The sequence below is a fragment of the Peribacillus sp. YIM B13482 genome (genome assembly GCF_042787975.1).
GTDB classification, from domain to species: domain Bacteria; phylum Bacillota; class Bacilli; order Bacillales; family DSM-1321; genus Peribacillus; species Peribacillus simplex_A.
Map to the genome: position 1 here is coordinate 52347 of NZ_JBHZPF010000003.1, position 16169 is coordinate 68515.

Here is a 16169-nt window from a genome sequence, read left to right on the forward strand (position 1 = left end):
GTGGAAAAAGCGGGATTCATTATCTGAATCATTAATTTTTTTTAGTTTAGCGACATATTCGCCGGGGAGTTTCCTAAAAAGCCAAGAATATCTTCACGGATGAAAAGATGGAAAATTAATCGGCGTCGTTATTGAGGCGGATGGAAAAGTTAGAGCGGCAGTTATCGGGATTCGTATGGAGGGAAAACGATAATTAATGGCAAGGGGTTTGACCGTAATCTTTTAAAAAAAGGATTGAATGATACTTTGCTTTTATATGAATCAAAAATAAAGGAACTCGAATCAATAAAGGAATATGAACAAACAAAATGTTGATTGAAGAAATTGATGGCGCAATACTTCAATTGGATGAGAAACGGAAGTCAATCATAGATATGCTTGAATCAAAAGGGGAAGGTGAAATAACGATTGGTCAAATGGCCTTTCCGGATACCTGCTGGCAAATCAAAAGTTTGGAAAAGAAATTGAGTTGTTTGACGAAAGGAACCTTCTATGCCGAAAATAATCACCTGCATTTTGAAAGTTTCCGATAAATGATTGATCTAGATGAAAATAATTTGCTGTGTCTGTTCATAAAATTGGGATATAACGATTTTTGGGAGAGGTGGCAGATTTCATCATGACCTTAATCTTTGCACATCGAGGCTCGTCAGGAACACATCCGGAAAATACGATGTCTGCGTTCAAAGAAGCTGCACGTGTGGGGGCTGACGGAATCGAAACGGATGTCCAGCTCTCGAAAGATGGAGAAGTGGTCATCATTCACGATGAAAAGCTCGATCGGACCACGAATGCCTCAGGGTATGTAAAAGACAGGACCTTGATGGAGTTGAAAACACTTAATGCGTCCCCAAACTTTAAGGGGAAATTGAGTAAAGAAAACATTCCGACGCTTGAAGAACTATTTATCTGGCTTAACGACAATCAGCTTTATTGCAATATTGAACTGAAAAACACGCTTTTTCTGTATCCAGGTTTAGAAGAGAAAGTCATACAGCTCACCCGTGCCTATGAAATGGATGAAAGGATTATCCTTTCATCATTCAATCATTACAGTTTGGTTAAATGCCATCAATTGGCACCGGAACTGGAGACGGCACCGCTTTATAGGGATGGTCTGTACATGCCGTGGATATATGCCAAAGCAATAGGCGGGAGCGCAATCCATCCAAATTTCCGGGCTGCCCCTGATTTTGTTATTCAAGCATCGTTGAGCATGGGTGTTGCTGTACGGCCATATACCATCAATGAGGAAGCCGAGATGAAAAGATTATTCAAATTGGGGTGCAGTGCCATCATAACCGATTTTCCTGAGGCAGCCGTACGGGCCAGAGAAGGACTTAAATCGAGATAAAGAAAGAAGGTGCCATAATTATATGGCACCTTCTCAGAGTGTAGACAAACCCCTTTTCCAAAAGAATTGTTGGAGAAAAAGGGGTTTTTTTATCTTTTAATTAGCATATTTAGTTGTAAATTTGAAAGAAGGACACAATATATTGTTGCTAAACTTTTTATAAAAAACAGCTGTCGACTTTGTCGACAGCCTGAGAAGGTGTCATAATTATATGGCACCTTCTTTTTTTGTGTTCTTTTTAGTGTTTAAAATTTATTGAACCTGCTTTGGACCTTATTTTGTTTTCGATCTCGATGAAGGACGAAGCCTGCGATAAAGGCTATCCCGGCAATCGCTAAAAGCAGTCCGATTAAAAATTGCAGCCAAAGGACTGGATAGGGAGGCTGTAAAATACCGAACACCATGTCCCTCATTATTTTTATGCCATAGGCAGCGAAGGCCCCGGGTATAAAAAGAATCAAAAAAGCGATTAAACGTTTCATGCTGTCAAATCCCTTCCGAAAATTCCATCTTTTAAAAATGATAATAGATATAAAATATTTGTCAAGTTTCGGGAATCTAGAAAATGACTGGAAGTTGGTGGCTTTTTTTAAAGGATACCAATATGGTAAGATGAGATGTGGAGTATGAAAAAAATTGCAGAGATAGATATAATAAATGGGTAATTATTTAAGGGGGATGGCTCATGCAAAAAGTCATGATAGTGGGGGGAGGAGTGGGAGGGACAACCGTGTTGAAACTCCTTTCGGAAAGTGAAGTATTCTCAATTGTTTGTATGGCTGATACAAATGAATCGGCTGAAGGAATGCTTGCTGCAAAAGAGCGAAGGATTCCTACAGTGACTAATTGGAGCAAGGGATTGGATTGGGATTTGGACATCATTTTTGATACGACTGGAGACCCGTCCGTCTATAAAAAGATAAAAAGGGATATGGATGATCAAACGATACTCATTCCTGGAAGTGTCGCCCTCATTATGACTAAGCTGTTTGAAGAGAAAAATCGTTTAATAAATAAATTGGAGAATGCCTCGGCAAAAATGGATTTGATCCTGAATACGACCAGTGAAGGGATGGTGGTGATTGATCATGAGGGATTCATCATCATGTTCAATGATAGTGCGGAACGAGCATCTGACACAAAGCGCGAGGATGTGATTGGCAGACATATCAAAGATCTCTTCCCTTCAACTGGATTACTTCGAGTGATGGAAATGAACAAAAAAGAAGTAAATCAGGAGATCACGCTTACTAATGGGATGGAGCTTATAACGACAAGGATTCCTCTGGTAAATGCCGATAAGGAAATCATAGGGGCTTTTTCTGTGTTTAGGAATAAAACGGAAGCTGTGCAATTGGCGGAGCAGATCACTGATTTAAAAGAGATACAGACGATGCTCCAGGCAATCATTCAATCCAGTGATGAAGCCATATCGGTCGTGGATGATCAAGGGAGGGGACTATTGATCAATCCGGCATATACAAGAATCACTGGCTTAACAAAGAACCAAGTGATTGGTAAGCCGGCTTCCATCGATATTTACGAAGGTGATAGTATGCATATGAAAGTGCTCCAGACAAAAAAGCCTGTTCGGGGTGTCAATATGCGTGTCGGCCCAAAACATAAGGAAGTGATTGTGAATGTAGCTCCAATCATTGTGGACGGGTGCTTGAAAGGCAGTGTTGGCGTCATTCATGATGTATCCGAAATTCAAGCATTGACTCACGAATTGAATCGGGCGAGACAAATTATCCGGACATTGCAGGCTAAATATTCCTTTGATGATATAATAGGAGCTTCCGAAGAGATGAAGCTTCCGATTGAACAGGCGAAATTATCGGCAAGGACACCCGCTACTGTCTTATTGAGAGGGGAATCAGGGACAGGAAAAGAGTTGTTTGCCCACGCCATCCATAATGCGAGCGATAGGAAATTCAATAAATTCGTACGTGTAAATTGCGCGGCCATCTCAGAATCATTACTTGAAAGTGAACTGTTTGGTTATGATGAGGGAGCCTTTACAGGGGCAAGCAGAGGCGGAAAGGTCGGTTTTTTCGAAGAGGCAAATCAAGGGAGTATCTTTTTGGACGAAATTGGTGAATTACCAGCCAACATCCAAGCAAAATTACTACGGGTTTTACAAGAACGGGAAATCATCAGAGTGGGGGGAACAAAGCCGATTCCCATCAATGTCCGTGTCATAGCAGCTACGAATATCAACCTTGAACAGGCAATATCAAGCGGATCATTCAGGGAAGATTTATATTTCAGGCTGAACCGCATGCCCATTTTCATTGCTCCTTTACGAAAGCGAAAAGAAGATTTGAAAGAATTGGCGGAGCATTTAATTCATAAAATCAATCAGGAGTATGGACGGAGCATAGAGGGAATCACTGCAGATGCTATACATAAGATGCAAATCTATAACTGGCCAGGGAATGTGAGGGAACTGGAGAATATTTTAGGACGGGCGATCATTTTCATGAAATTGAACGAGACGATCATTGATATACAGCATATTCCCGATTTTATCGAAGAGGTTCCATTAAAACAGGAGAAATTAATGAGGCCTTCTTCTGGCTACGTATCGGGTAAACCGCTCTCGGAGATAATAGACCAGTATGAAGCCGAAATCATTCAGCAAGCGATCTATACACACAATGGAAATAAAACACTTACAGCAAAAGCGCTGGGGATATCAGTTAGAAATCTGTATTACAAAATGGAAAAATTCGAACTATGAAATTCTTTGCACGTTAAAATTTGCGCACTATGAAAAAAACTGCACGGAATTTTCTGATTTATTTTAATTTGAGTGAGAGTCCACTTCTAACATGAAATTTTTTTAAATTTGTTATAGGCTATAGTTGTCCAACTTATGAACCAGCATCTCCTTTTTTTGGTTAAAAAGGCTCTCACTTTTCAGTTTATTGGCATGTTATTTGCATATTTAAAAGTGAATGGATTTTTCAAGGGAACCATTCCAAATGGGAAAAATATCATGTGTTTAGCGGAATTTATTTAAAATGAACGTAGTAACCAGTAAGAATGAGGAGTAATTTAGCATCCTCATATCTGACACAAACGATTAAAACATCTAGGGAGGATTCCTTTATGGAAATTTTTAAATATCTTGAGAAGTATGATTACGAACAACTGCTATTCTGTCAGGATAAACAATCGGGTTTGAAAGCGATTATTGCCATTCATGATACGACATTGGGACCTGCACTTGGTGGCACAAGGATGTGGACGTATGCTTCTGAAGAAGATGCCATAGAAGACGCTTTAAGGCTTTCGAAAGGAATGACATATAAGAATGCAGCAGCCGGCTTGAATTTAGGCGGGGGAAAAACCGTCATCATCGGCGATCCGCGCAAGGATAAAAATGAAGAAATGTTCCGTGCGTTCGGAAGGTATATCCAAGGGCTGAATGGGCGTTATATAACAGCTGAAGATGTAGGGACGACAGTTGAAGACATGGATCTCATCCACGAGGAAACGGATTTTGTCACTGGGATTTCCCCTGCATTCGGTTCTTCAGGTAACCCTTCCCCTGTAACTGCTTATGGGGTATACCGCGGTATGAAAGCTGCTGCAAAAGAAGCATTCGGCAATGATTCTTTAGAAGGCAAGGTAATTGCAGTCCAAGGCGTCGGGAATGTAGCTTATAACTTATGCCGCCACCTTCATGAGGAGGGCGCTAAACTGATCGTGACTGATATCAATAAAGAAAGCGTGGCCCGTGCAGTTGAATCCTTTGGGGCGACAGCAGTGGATCCAGATGAAATTTATGGGGTTGAATGTGATATCTATGCTCCTTGTGCATTAGGGGCTGTCATAAATGATCAAACAATCAATAAAATCAAGGCGAAAGTCATTGCAGGTGCAGCCAATAATCAATTGAAGGATCCTGTTCATGGCGATCAAATTCATGAAAAAGGTATTATATATGCTCCTGATTATGTAATTAACGCAGGTGGAGTCATAAACGTGGCTGATGAGCTTTTAGGGTATAATCGGGAAAGAGCGCTTAAGAAAGTGGAAACGGTTTATGATACCATTGAACGAGTCATGGAGATTGCAAAACGTGATCAAATTCCAACTTACAAAGCAGCGGACAGGATGGCAGAGGAGCGCATTGCTCGTATGAGGAATTCAAGAAGTCAATTTTTACAAAATGAAAAGCATATCTTGAATGGAAGAAAATGAATGTAGTTATACAAGTTATAGATTCCTGTGTTTTTTTTAAATAAACACAGGAATTTTCAACATGGATAACGTAATAAACATAGTGCAAGTAAAAAGGTGACAATCTGTAATTATGAGGAGGAGTGGTTTTGGCTGAAGAATTTGACCTCGTTATCCTCGGAGGAGGAACAGGTGGGTATGTGGCAGCAATAAGGGCTGCACAATTAGGATTGAAAACGGCTGTCGTGGAAAAAGGCAAGCTCGGCGGAACGTGTCTACATAAAGGCTGTATCCCTTCAAAAGCACTTTTAAGAAGTGCAGAAGTTTATCAGACTGCAGTGAAGAGCGAGGAATTCGGTATTATTACCGGGGATGTAAAGTTGGATTTCCTTAAGGTACAGGAAAGAAAAAATAAAGTGGTTGATCAACTCTATAAAGGTGTTCAGCACTTGATGAAACAAGGGAAGATAACCGTTTATGAAGGATTAGGACGTATACTTGGTCCATCTATATTTTCACCGATGCCTGGGACAATTTCCGTGGAAATGAATAATGGCAGTGAAAATGAAATGCTTATTCCTCAGAATATTATCATAGCTACCGGTTCGCGTCCGAGGACACTGCCAGGTTTACCAATTGATGGGGAATTGGTCTTAACATCGGATGAAGCCCTAAAGCTTGAGAGCCTGCCAAAATCATTGATTATTGTAGGCGGGGGAGTTATCGGAATTGAATGGGCCTCGATGCTGAATGATTTTGGTGTTGAAGTAACAGTACTTGAATATGCGGATAGAATCATCCCGACAGAAGATCATGATATTTCTAGTGAGATGCTTCGTCTCCTAACTAAAAAAGGCGTCAAATTCGTTACAGGTGCCAAGGTATTGCCTGAAACCCTGAAAACGGATGTTTCAGTAACTATTTCTGCTGAAGTAAATGGATCGGTAGAGGAATTCACAGCTGAAAAAATGCTGGTTTCCGTGGGCAGATCAGCAAATGTTGAAGGGATCGGCCTTGAAAATACGGAAATTGTGAAAGAAAAAGGCTTTATTGAAACCAATGAATTCTTCCAAACGAAGGAAACACATATCTATGCGATCGGTGATTGTATCGGCGGTCTTCAATTGGCTCATGTTGCCTCCCATGAAGGTATTACAGCCGTTGAGCATATGGCAGGCCAAAAACCAGAACGGTTGGATTATTCGCTAATTTCAAAATGTGTGTATTCTAGCCCTGAAGCTGCCAGCGTAGGTTTGACGGAAGAGCAGGCAAACAAGGAAGGCTATGAACTTAAAATTGGGAAATTCCCATTCCGTGCAGTTGGTAAGGCCCTTGTATTCGGGGAAGCAGATGGTTTTGTCAAAATCATTGCAGATAAGAAAACGGATGATATACTTGGCGTTCATATGATCGGACCACATGTTACGGATATGATTTCAGAAGCTGGACTTGCAAAAGTACTTGATGCGACACCTTGGGAGGTAGCCAAGACAATTCATCCACATCCAAGTCTTTCTGAAGCAATCGGCGAGGCGGCGCTTGCTATCGATGGACTTGCCATTCATTCATAAGAATAAGGTCAGGAGGTTTTATGATGGTAGAAAAACGTCATGAACAATTAGGCTTAACTGAGGAAAAGGTTTTAGATATGTACAGGACAATGCTTTTGTCCCGCAGGATTGATGAGCGTATGTGGCTTTTAAACCGGTCCGGGAAAATTCCCTTCGTAATTTCCTGCCAGGGGCAAGAAGCTGCACAGGTTGGAGCAGCTTTTGCGCTGGATAGGCAAAAGGATTATGTACTGCCTTATTATCGGGATGTTGGTGTGGTTCTTACCTTCGGAATGACCGCAAAAGACTTGATGCTTTCAGGTTTTGCGAAAGAGGAAGATCCCAATTCCGGGGGACGTCAAATGCCTGGACATTTTGGTCAAAAGGAAAATAGAATCGTCACCGGTTCGTCACCTGTAACGACACAGGTCCCGCATGCAGTTGGAATTGCCCTTGCTGGGAAGATGGAAGGTAAGGATTTAGTAACATTCGTAACGTTTGGGGAAGGTTCATCAAATCAGGGCGATTTTCATGAAGGGGCCAACTTTGCAGGTGTGCATAAGCTACCGGTCATTTTCATGTGTGAAAATAATAAATATGCGATTTCCGTTCCTATTGAGAAACAGCTATCGTGTGAAAATGTTTCCGATAGGGCGATTGGCTATGGGATGCCTGGAATAACGGTGGATGGCAATGACCCATTGGAAGTGTATGCAGCAGTGAAAGAAGCGGCTGACCGTGCACGAAGGGGAGAGGGGCCTTCCCTTGTAGAAACCGTTTCATATAGGCTCACTCCACATTCAAGTGATGATGATGACAGAAGCTACCGGACAGCGGATGAAGTGGCCGAAGCTAAAACAAAGGATTCCATAAAGACATTTGGAGCGTATTTAAAAGAAGTGGGAATCATGGATGAGGATCTTGAGAAACAAATGAATGATGAAGTCATGAAGATAGTCAACGAAGCTACTGATTATGCTGAAAATGCTCCATATCCGAAGGCTGAAAGTGCAATGAATCATGTGTATGCACAAAAGTAAGGGGGTAATAGAATGCCAGTGATTTCTTATATAGATGCTGTAACAATGGCAATGAGGGAAGAGATGGAACGTGATTCCCGTGTATTCGTATTGGGAGAGGATGTTGGAAAAAAAGGTGGGGTCTTTAAAGCGACTCATGGTTTATATGACCAATTCGGTGAAGCCAGGGTCATCGATACACCGCTCGCTGAATCTGCAATTGCAGGAGTGGGAATTGGAGCCGCCATGTATGGGCTTCGGCCGATAGCTGAGATGCAATTTGCTGATTTCATCATGCCTGCCATTAACCAAATTGTTTCAGAGGCAGCCAAGATTAGATACCGTTCCAATAATGACTGGAGCTGTCCTATGGTGATCCGTGCCCCATATGGAGGAGGAATTCATGGAGCCCTTTATCATTCACAATCGGTTGAAGCAATCTTTGCCAATCAGCCGGGTTTGAAAATTGTGATGCCTTCCACTCCGTATGATGTAAAGGGTTTGCTTAAAGCTGCCATTCGCGATGAAGATCCAGTGCTTTTCTTTGAACATAAACGCGCATATCGCTTGATCAAGGGTGAGGTACCCACTGAAGATTATGTACTTCCAATCGGTAAGGCGGATGTGAAAAGGGAAGGGGAAGACATTACTGTCATCTCCTATGGCCTTTGTGTGCATTTTGCCCTTCAGGCAGCAGAAAAATTAGCTGCAGATGGAATCTCTGCACATGTTCTTGACTTGCGCACCGTCTACCCTTTAGATAAAGATGCTATCATAGAAGCGGCATCTAAAACGGGGAAAGTTTTACTGGTTACGGAGGACAATAAAGAAGGAAGCATTATGAGTGAGGTCGCAGCCATCATTGCCGAGCATTGCCTTTTTGATTTGGATGCTCCTGTAAAACGGTTGGCCGGACCTGATGTACCTGCCATGCCATATGCGCCTACGATGGAAAAACATTTTATGGTGAATCCAGATAAGGTGGAAAAAGCTATGAGGGAATTGGCTGAGTATTAATGACTGTTAAGAAGGAGGAACGATTTATGGCTATGGAATTAATGAAGATGCCTCAACTAGGCGAAAGTGTCACAGAGGGAACCATCAGTAAATGGCTTGTAAAGCCTGGGGATCATGTCACGAAATACGACCCGTTAGCTGAAGTGATGACGGATAAAGTAAATGCTGAGGTTCCTTCTTCCTTCACCGGCATCATCAAGGAATTGAAAGCGGATGAGAATCAAACGTTAGCAGTCGGGGAAGTCATTTGCTCGATTGAAGTTGAAACGGCAAAGACGGATAACGATAATGTAGGGCAAGCTGTTTCTCATAGCGTAGAAAAAGTTGATGCACCTGTTACAAGAAATGTACAGCAAGCGGCCGAACCATCAAGGAAAGCTCGCTATTCGCCAGCAGTGTTAAAACTTTCCCAGGAGCATGGAATCGATCTTTCAAAAGTGAAAGGAACGGGGAATGAGGGACGGATCACCCGTAAAGATTTACTTAAACTTGTTGAATCAGGGAATCTTCCTAAGGCGGATGAGCCTTCGGCAATGCCCGATTCGGCTCCTAAAGTGCTCGCTCCTCAAGTTGATCGTCAAACCAGCCCAGTAACAAACGCTACGACTGCGGCTGGTGACAAGGAAATACCTGTTACCGGCATCCGTAAGGCAATTGCGTCCAATATGTTGAAAAGTAAGCACGAAATTCCGCATGCTTGGACGATGGTGGAAGTTGACGCAAGCAATATGGTGAAGTTGCGTGATAATCTAAAATCCGACTTTAAACAAAAAGAAGGTTATAATTTAACGTACTTTGCCTTTTTCGTAAAAGCGGTTGCTCAAGCCCTTACGGAATTTCCAGAGCTCAATTCGATGTGGGCAGGCGAAAAAATCATACAAAAGAAAGAAATCAATATATCAATAGCCGTTGCAACTGAAGATGCCTTATTTGTACCGGTCATAAAAAATGCAGATGAAAAATCAATCAAAGGTATTGCAAGGGAGATACAGGAACTCGCATCCAAAGTGAAGGCGGGTAAGTTAAAAGCAGAGGATATGCAAGGTGGCACGTTCACTGTTAATAACACTGGTTCATTCGGTTCTGTCCAATCCATGGGAATCATCAATTATCCACAGGCAGCCATTTTACAAGTTGAAACAATTGTGAAACGGCCAGTGGTCATAAATGACATGATTGCAGTACGGGATATGGTTAATCTCTGTTTATCCCTAGATCATCGTGTTTTGGACGGCCTGGTATGTGGACGATTCCTCGCAAGAGTTAAAGAAATCATCGAAAAGATTTCCAAAGAAAACACTTCCATATACTAAAATGAAGAAAAAGGAAGGACAGTAGGTTCCTTCCTTTTTTTGTACTTCTTTTTAGAAAAACATCGACAAAAATTTTATTTTTGCTATTATTTTATTGAGAGCTGTTCTAGCACAGAACAGGGCTGTACTTTATTTCAAAGAGACGAAAAAGGCTATCAGCTTCTCTTAGAACTCCTTTGCTAATTTCTATTGGCTTAAATTTCAAGAAAATTATGATAGAATGTTAGTATAATCCAGATCAAATTGATGGGAGGGTGGTTTTCTTATCTGAACTGACTGAGCGTTCGTTCTCCCGAAGAATGGATATGGCGATTGAGGCGGCAGACGATAAGAAAGCGATTACAGATGGAACTGAAAGATGTAAAAAACATAACCTTTCCTAAGCCTTCTTTGGAAGAGTGGAAAGAAGCTGCGGAAGTCAGTTTAAAAGGAAAAAGTATAGAAAAATTAAAAACGAATACATATGAGGGCATCACTTTATATCCACTTTATACAGAAACGGCGGATTCAACGGCAAATGTAGCTGAATTGCCAGGGTTCTTCCCTTATACCCGAGGAACGTTTCCAACGGGTTATTATGAAAAACCTTGGCTGGTCGTTCAACCTGTAAGCGGTGTCACGGCTGAAGAGGCAAATGAAAAGATGAAGGTGTCATTCAAGCGCGGTCAAAATGTCGTGGCATACCCTGCAAGTTTGCTTGCTGAGGGAGCAAGGGCTGAAAAATTGTTTAAAGATATCCCATTAAGGGAAATCCCGGTTTTCATTGACCTTAAGGGAAAACAAAAAGGATTATTCCCGCAATTCAAAGCCGTTGCTGAATCGCAAAATGCCCAATTGACAGGCGTAGTTGCAGAAGATCCCATTGCAGAATGGCTCATTGGCGGTCAGCTGCCAGAGGATACGGATCATTATTTTGCAGAATGGCTTAAGACGATCCAAGATTATCAGAAGGTAGGCCGGGATTTAAAGACAGTCCTGATTAATACGGCAGTCTATCATAATGGAGGAGCCAATGCCGTTCAAGAAATCGCGTACGGATTATCGGCAGCCGTCCAATATCTATTGGAAGGGCAAAAACAAGGGCTTTCCATTTCTTCAGTTTCCGAAAGAATAGTATTTTCGTTTGCAGTCGATTCCAATTACTTCATGTCCATCGCCAAACTGCGGGCTGCCAGGAGGCTTTGGGCAGGTCTTGCTGAAGCCTTCGATACAGCTCCGGATCATTTTAAAATGGCCATACATGCTGTTACTTCCGAACTGACAGAAACGCTATATGACCAGCACGTCAATATTCTTCGGACCACAAACCAAGCTTTTGCTGCAGCTATCGGTGGCATTCAATATCTTCAAATTCATCCATTTACTCATGCAACTGGTGAATCTGATGATTTTTCAGAAAGAATCGCCCGTAACACTCATTTGATTTTAAAAGAGGAAACAAATATCACCACCGTGGTCGATCCTGCTGGCGGTTCTTGGTATGTTGAACAATTAACGGATGAATTGGCTGAAAAGGCTTGGGCGAAATTCCTTGAAATCGATGAAGCCGGGGGGATTTTAGAGCTGATTAAGCAAGGCACCCTACAGAAAGACATAGCTGAAGTATACCTAGGAAGAGTTCAAAATGCGGCTTTCAGAAAAGATAGTATTATCGGAACGAATGTTTATCCGAATCCAGCTGATAAGATTAAAACCCCGACACTGGATAAACATGTGTCATACATGAAAGTTGAGAAGCCGGTTGGCATTACGCCAATCGCCTTGGAACGGGTATCCATTCAGTTCGAACAAATAAGACTGCGCAGTGAAAGTTATAAAGAAATAAATGGAACAGCTCCAACAATCGGTTTGATTAATTTGAAAAACCTTAAATCCTATAAACCCCGTGCAGATTTCGTTAAAAGTCTGGCTGCAGCAGGAGGTATTGAAACAGTAGGTAGTAAGGGGTGTCAAACCATTCAGGAAGCAGTCGATTACGTAGCTTCGACCAATTTCCCTATCTATTGTATTTGCGGCAGTGATGGTGACTACGCGGAATTAGCCCCAATCACAATTAAAGAAATTAAAAAGCAATTCCCTGAAATCAATATTTATTTGGCTGGCAAGCAGCAAGAAGAATTGGAAATCACACTAAGTGAAGCCGGAATGAAAGATTCTATCCATGTTAAAACGAACGTAATAGCAATTTTATTGGAATTATTGCATGAGCTAGGGGTGAACTGAAATGAAAAAACCGAATTTTTCTGCTATAAATCCTGCCAAGGCTAAGATTAAAGGGACGGTAGAAGCATGGAAAAAAGAAGCCGAAAAAGCCGTTGGGCAAAATATCGATAGCCTTCTGTTTGAAACCAATGAACAAATAAAAGTCAAACCGCTTTATGTTAAAGAAGATAATCGCGAATTGGAGCATATGGAAAGTGTCCCAGGCATCGCTCCGTTTACAAGGGGGCCCTATCCTTCGATGTATGTCAATCGTCCTTGGACGGTACGCCAGTATGCAGGTTTTTCGACTGCTGAGGAATCCAATGCGTTCTACAGACGTAATCTGGCGATGGGGCAAAAAGGGCTCTCAGTTGCCTTTGATTTAGCCACACACCGTGGTTATGACTCCGATCATCCACGCGTTGTCGGTGATGTGGGGAAAGCGGGAGTTGCCATTGATTCCATCCTTGACATGAAAATCCTTTTCAACGGGATTCCGCTAGATCAGATGTCCGTATCAATGACTATGAACGGTGCAGTATTACCTATCCTGGCTTTTTATATCGTGACAGCTGAAGAACAAGGCGTTACACAGGATAAGCTTTCGGGCACGATTCAAAATGACATCTTAAAGGAATATATGGTTCGGAATACGTATATCTACCCACCTGAAATGTCCATGAAAATCATAGCTGATATTTTTGAGTATACCTCCAAATATATGCCGAAATTCAATTCCATTTCCATCTCGGGTTATCATCTCCAAGAAGCGGGGGCGCCGGCGGATATCGAACTGGCCTATACATTGGCTGATGGTCTTGAGTACGCACGTACCGGCATGAAGGCAGGTATTGATATCGATAAGTTTGCACCACGCCTGTCATTCTTCTGGGCTGTAGGATTGAACTATTTCATGGAGGTGGCGAAAATGAGGGCGGCTCGTTTCATTTGGTCAAAACTGATGAAACAGTTCGAACCGAAAAATAATAAAGCGATGGCATTAAGGACTCATTCCCAAACCTCCGGCTGGAGCCTCTCCGAGCAGGATCCGTTTAATAATGTCGCAAGGACCCTGATTGAAGCTCATGCGGCCGCACTGGGACATACACAGTCCCTGCATACGAACGCACTGGATGAGGCCATTGCACTGCCAACTGATTTCTCGGCCCGCATTGCACGTAACACACAGCTTTATCTGCAGGAGGAAACCGGTATCACAAAGGTAATCGATCCATGGGCGGGTTCATATTATGTAGAATCGCTCACTAATGAATTAATCGAAAGGGCTTGGGCTCACATAGAAGAAATCGAAGGTCTTGGAGGAATGGCAAAGGCAATCGAAACCGGCCTTCCAAAAATGAGGATCGAGGAAGCGGCTGCAAAGCGTCAAGCTAAAATCGATTCTCAGGATGAAACGATTGTCGGCGTCAATAAATATCGTTTGAAAAAAGAAGATCCGATTGAAATACTGGAGATTGATAATACCGCAGTTCGAGAAAGTCAGCTAAAGCGTTTGGGCGAATTAAAAGCGAAGCGTGATCAGGCAAAGGTGGATGAAGCTCTTCAGGCGCTATCCAGGGCTGCTAGAACAGGCGAAGGTAACCTGCTTGAACTGGCTGTGCAAGCTACAAGAGTACGGGCTTCACTAGGTGAAATCTCCGATGCGGTCGAAGAGGTGGCTGGACGTCATAAAGCAACGATCCGTTCTATCAGCGGTGTATATAGCTCGGCATACTCAAAAGAAGCGGAAATTGAGGAAGTCGTCCGCATGACGGAAGAGTTCCTTGAAAATGAAGGAAGAAGACCGCGTTTGTTAATGGCTAAAATGGGTCAGGACGGTCATGATCGTGGAGCTAAAGTAGTAGGAACGGGGTTTGCGGATTTAGGCTATGATGTCGATATCGGTCCATTATTCCAAACACCGGAAGAAACCGCCTTACAGGCCGTGGAAAATGATGTGCATGTTGTCGGAATGAGTTCGCTTGCTGCCGGTCATAAAACATTGTTACCGCAGCTAATGTCGGAACTGAAGAAATTGGGCCGTGAAGACATCATAGTGATCGTCGGCGGCGTCATCCCTGCACAGGATTATGATTACTTAATGGAAAATGGCGCTTCAGCCATTTTTGGACCTGGTACAGTCATTCCACAGGCAGCGAAAAAAGTGCTTCAGGAAATATACAATCGCCTCGGATATGAGGAAGTGGTCCAATAATGAGTGAAGACAAGAAGCCGGAATGGGTCGATCTTAACAATCAGGAAGGTTTTGCTTCTTCATTAAAGCCAGGTGTAGAATTAACAGCCAGTCATAACAAAGCTTCAAAAAGCAAATTCGTCAAAAAACAAAATGTAAGCATACCGATCCATGAACTTAAAGAGGGAATCATAAAAGGGGATAGGGCCAATCTTGCTAAAGGGATTACACTGATTGAAAGCAATGCACCCCACCACTTCGATCCTGCACAGGAATTATTACATTCCATCCTTTCTCATACAGGGAACTCGATTCGAATCGGGATTTCCGGAGTGCCAGGTGCAGGGAAAAGCTCGTTTATCGAGACGTTTGGATCCTACTTATGTGCAAGGGGCCATAAGGTTGCTGTTCTAGCCGTCGACCCAAGCTCTTCTATCAACGGGGGAAGTATCCTAGGTGATAAGACGAGGATGGAGGAGCTGGCAAGAAACCCCCGTGCCTTCATAAGGCCCTCACCATCCGAAGGCACCTTAGGAGGAGTTCACCGCAAAACAAGGGAAACGATGTTGCTTTGTGAAGCGGCAGGATTTGATGTCATCCTGATAGAAACTGTTGGTGTCGGCCAGAGTGAAGCTATAGTACGAAGTATGGTCGACTTCTTCATGCTCCTTGTCCTAACCGGTGCCGGGGATGAATTACAGGGGATGAAAAAAGGGATCATGGAACTTGTGGACGGAATTGTGGTCAATAAAGCGGACGGGGAGAACATTCCGTTGGCGATTAGGACAAAGTCCGAATATAGTAGAATCTTGCACTTCCTTCAGCCGGCAACAAAGGGATGGGCAGGAAAGGCATATACTTGTTCTGCCATAACCGGTAAAGGAATTCCAGAGCTTTGGGATGTATTGAATGAATTTTCCGCTATGACCAAGGAATCTGGTGTTTTTCAAGAACGGAGAAGAATGCAATCTAAGGAATGGCTTTATTCATTAATGGATCACCAGCTTAAAACGATGTTCTATAAAAATGAAACCGTCAAAGGTCTTCTCCCTATTCTGGAGAATGAAGTGATGTCAGGGAATAAAACGGTCACCACTGCTGTTAAGCAAGTCTTTCAATTTTTTACTGATACGTTTAAGTCAAATTAAACAGGAAAGGGGTGGGGCTTGAATTGTTTCTCATGCCCCATCCCTTTGTAAGAAGTTTTCTTGTTGTTACACACATGGTTCCCGCTTCCTTTTCGTTTTAAACATGTTTCAGATCCCTTTATCCACCTTTAGCAGGTAAATTTATTGAATCACGAAGTGGCAATTGTTATGATAGGATTGA

At 42.5% G+C, this 16169-nt stretch carries 12 protein-coding genes; 11 read left to right on the forward strand and 1 reads right to left on the reverse strand.

The window, feature by feature from the left end:
* Positions 1–308 precede the first annotated feature (308 nt).
* Both ACFX4L_RS03195 and ACFX4L_RS03200 read left to right on the forward strand, forming a co-directional pair.
* Positions 309–533: a hypothetical protein gene (locus tag ACFX4L_RS03195; RefSeq protein ID WP_377381845.1), complete on the forward strand. Its 225-nt coding sequence runs from the start codon at positions 309–311 to the stop codon at positions 531–533.
* Between the two features lie 86 nt (positions 534–619).
* Positions 620–1354, forward strand: a complete 735-nt coding sequence (locus tag ACFX4L_RS03200; RefSeq protein WP_284470251.1) for a glycerophosphodiester phosphodiesterase — start codon at positions 620–622, stop codon at positions 1352–1354.
* A 245-nt stretch (positions 1355–1599) separates the two neighbouring features.
* Here the strand turns inward: ACFX4L_RS03200 and ACFX4L_RS03205 are convergent, their stop codons facing one another.
* Positions 1600–1836 (reverse strand): DUF2627 domain-containing protein, encoded by a 237-nt coding sequence (locus ACFX4L_RS03205; protein WP_061463986.1) that lies wholly within the window; start codon positions 1834–1836, stop codon positions 1600–1602.
* A 203-nt stretch (positions 1837–2039) separates the two neighbouring features.
* Here ACFX4L_RS03205 and ACFX4L_RS03210 point away from each other — a divergent pair, with 203 nt between their 5' ends.
* The 9 genes from ACFX4L_RS03210 to meaB all read left to right on the forward strand — a co-directional run bounded on the left by ACFX4L_RS03210 (position 2040) and on the right by meaB (position 15988).
* The gene (locus ACFX4L_RS03210; protein ID WP_284470252.1) at positions 2040–4097 is read left to right on the forward strand and encodes a sigma-54 interaction domain-containing protein; all 2058 of its coding nucleotides are present in this window, start codon (positions 2040–2042) and stop codon (positions 4095–4097) included.
* Positions 4098–4468: 371 nt separating this feature from the next.
* On the forward strand, positions 4469–5566 hold the full coding sequence (bcd, locus tag ACFX4L_RS03215) for a branched-chain amino acid dehydrogenase (protein ID WP_061463985.1): 1098 nt from the start codon (positions 4469–4471) through the stop codon (positions 5564–5566).
* 128 nt (positions 5567–5694) lie between these two features.
* Complete coding sequence (gene lpdA, locus ACFX4L_RS03220) at positions 5695–7116, forward strand: dihydrolipoyl dehydrogenase (RefSeq protein WP_125160628.1); 1422 nt, start codon at positions 5695–5697, stop codon at positions 7114–7116.
* 23 nt (positions 7117–7139) lie between these two features.
* Positions 7140–8135, forward strand: a complete 996-nt coding sequence (locus ACFX4L_RS03225) for a thiamine pyrophosphate-dependent dehydrogenase E1 component subunit alpha (protein ID WP_377403923.1) — start codon at positions 7140–7142, stop codon at positions 8133–8135.
* A 12-nt stretch (positions 8136–8147) separates the two neighbouring features.
* The gene (locus ACFX4L_RS03230) at positions 8148–9131 is read left to right on the forward strand and encodes an alpha-ketoacid dehydrogenase subunit beta (protein WP_061463982.1); all 984 of its coding nucleotides are present in this window, start codon (positions 8148–8150) and stop codon (positions 9129–9131) included.
* Between the two features lie 26 nt (positions 9132–9157).
* Positions 9158–10444 carry a dihydrolipoamide acetyltransferase family protein gene (locus tag ACFX4L_RS03235; RefSeq protein ID WP_377403926.1) on the forward strand — a complete coding sequence of 429 codons (1287 nt, stop codon included), beginning with the start codon at positions 9158–9160 and terminating at the stop codon, positions 10442–10444.
* A gap of 345 nt (positions 10445–10789) precedes the next feature.
* Positions 10790–12667 carry a methylmalonyl-CoA mutase family protein gene (locus tag ACFX4L_RS03240; RefSeq protein WP_377403929.1) on the forward strand — a complete coding sequence of 626 codons (1878 nt, stop codon included), beginning with the start codon at positions 10790–10792 and terminating at the stop codon, positions 12665–12667.
* Position 12668: 1 nt separating this feature from the next.
* On the forward strand, positions 12669–14861 hold the full coding sequence (gene scpA, locus ACFX4L_RS03245) for a methylmalonyl-CoA mutase (RefSeq protein WP_061463978.1): 2193 nt from the start codon (positions 12669–12671) through the stop codon (positions 14859–14861).
* Complete coding sequence (gene meaB / locus ACFX4L_RS03250) at positions 14861–15988, forward strand: methylmalonyl Co-A mutase-associated GTPase MeaB (protein WP_061463977.1); 1128 nt, start codon at positions 14861–14863, stop codon at positions 15986–15988. Before scpA ends, meaB begins: the two co-directional genes overlap by 1 nt.
* Positions 15989–16169 lie beyond the last annotated feature (181 nt).

What these genes read in the sequence shown, in the direction of transcription:
- ACFX4L_RS03195 (WP_377381845.1), top strand. Translation starts at nt 309, where the DNA reads ATGTTGATTGAAGAAATTGATGGCGCAATACTTCAATTGGATGAGAAA.
- ACFX4L_RS03210 (WP_284470252.1), top strand. Translation starts at nt 2,040, where the DNA reads ATGCAAAAAGTCATGATAGTGGGGGGAGGAGTGGGAGGGACAACCGTG.
- ACFX4L_RS03230 (WP_061463982.1), top strand. Translation starts at nt 8,148, where the DNA reads ATGCCAGTGATTTCTTATATAGATGCTGTAACAATGGCAATGAGGGAA.
- ACFX4L_RS03240 (WP_377403929.1), top strand. Translation starts at nt 10,790, where the DNA reads ATGGAACTGAAAGATGTAAAAAACATAACCTTTCCTAAGCCTTCTTTG.
- bcd (WP_061463985.1), top strand. Translation starts at nt 4,469, where the DNA reads ATGGAAATTTTTAAATATCTTGAGAAGTATGATTACGAACAACTGCTA.
- scpA (WP_061463978.1), top strand. Translation starts at nt 12,669, where the DNA reads ATGAAAAAACCGAATTTTTCTGCTATAAATCCTGCCAAGGCTAAGATT.
- ACFX4L_RS03225 (WP_377403923.1), top strand. Translation starts at nt 7,140, where the DNA reads ATGGTAGAAAAACGTCATGAACAATTAGGCTTAACTGAGGAAAAGGTT.
- meaB (WP_061463977.1), top strand. Translation starts at nt 14,861, where the DNA reads ATGAGTGAAGACAAGAAGCCGGAATGGGTCGATCTTAACAATCAGGAA.
- ACFX4L_RS03205 (WP_061463986.1), bottom strand. Translation starts at nt 1,836, where the DNA reads ATGAAACGTTTAATCGCTTTTTTGATTCTTTTTATACCCGGGGCCTTC.
- ACFX4L_RS03235 (WP_377403926.1), top strand. Translation starts at nt 9,158, where the DNA reads ATGGCTATGGAATTAATGAAGATGCCTCAACTAGGCGAAAGTGTCACA.
- ACFX4L_RS03200 (WP_284470251.1), top strand. Translation starts at nt 620, where the DNA reads ATGACCTTAATCTTTGCACATCGAGGCTCGTCAGGAACACATCCGGAA.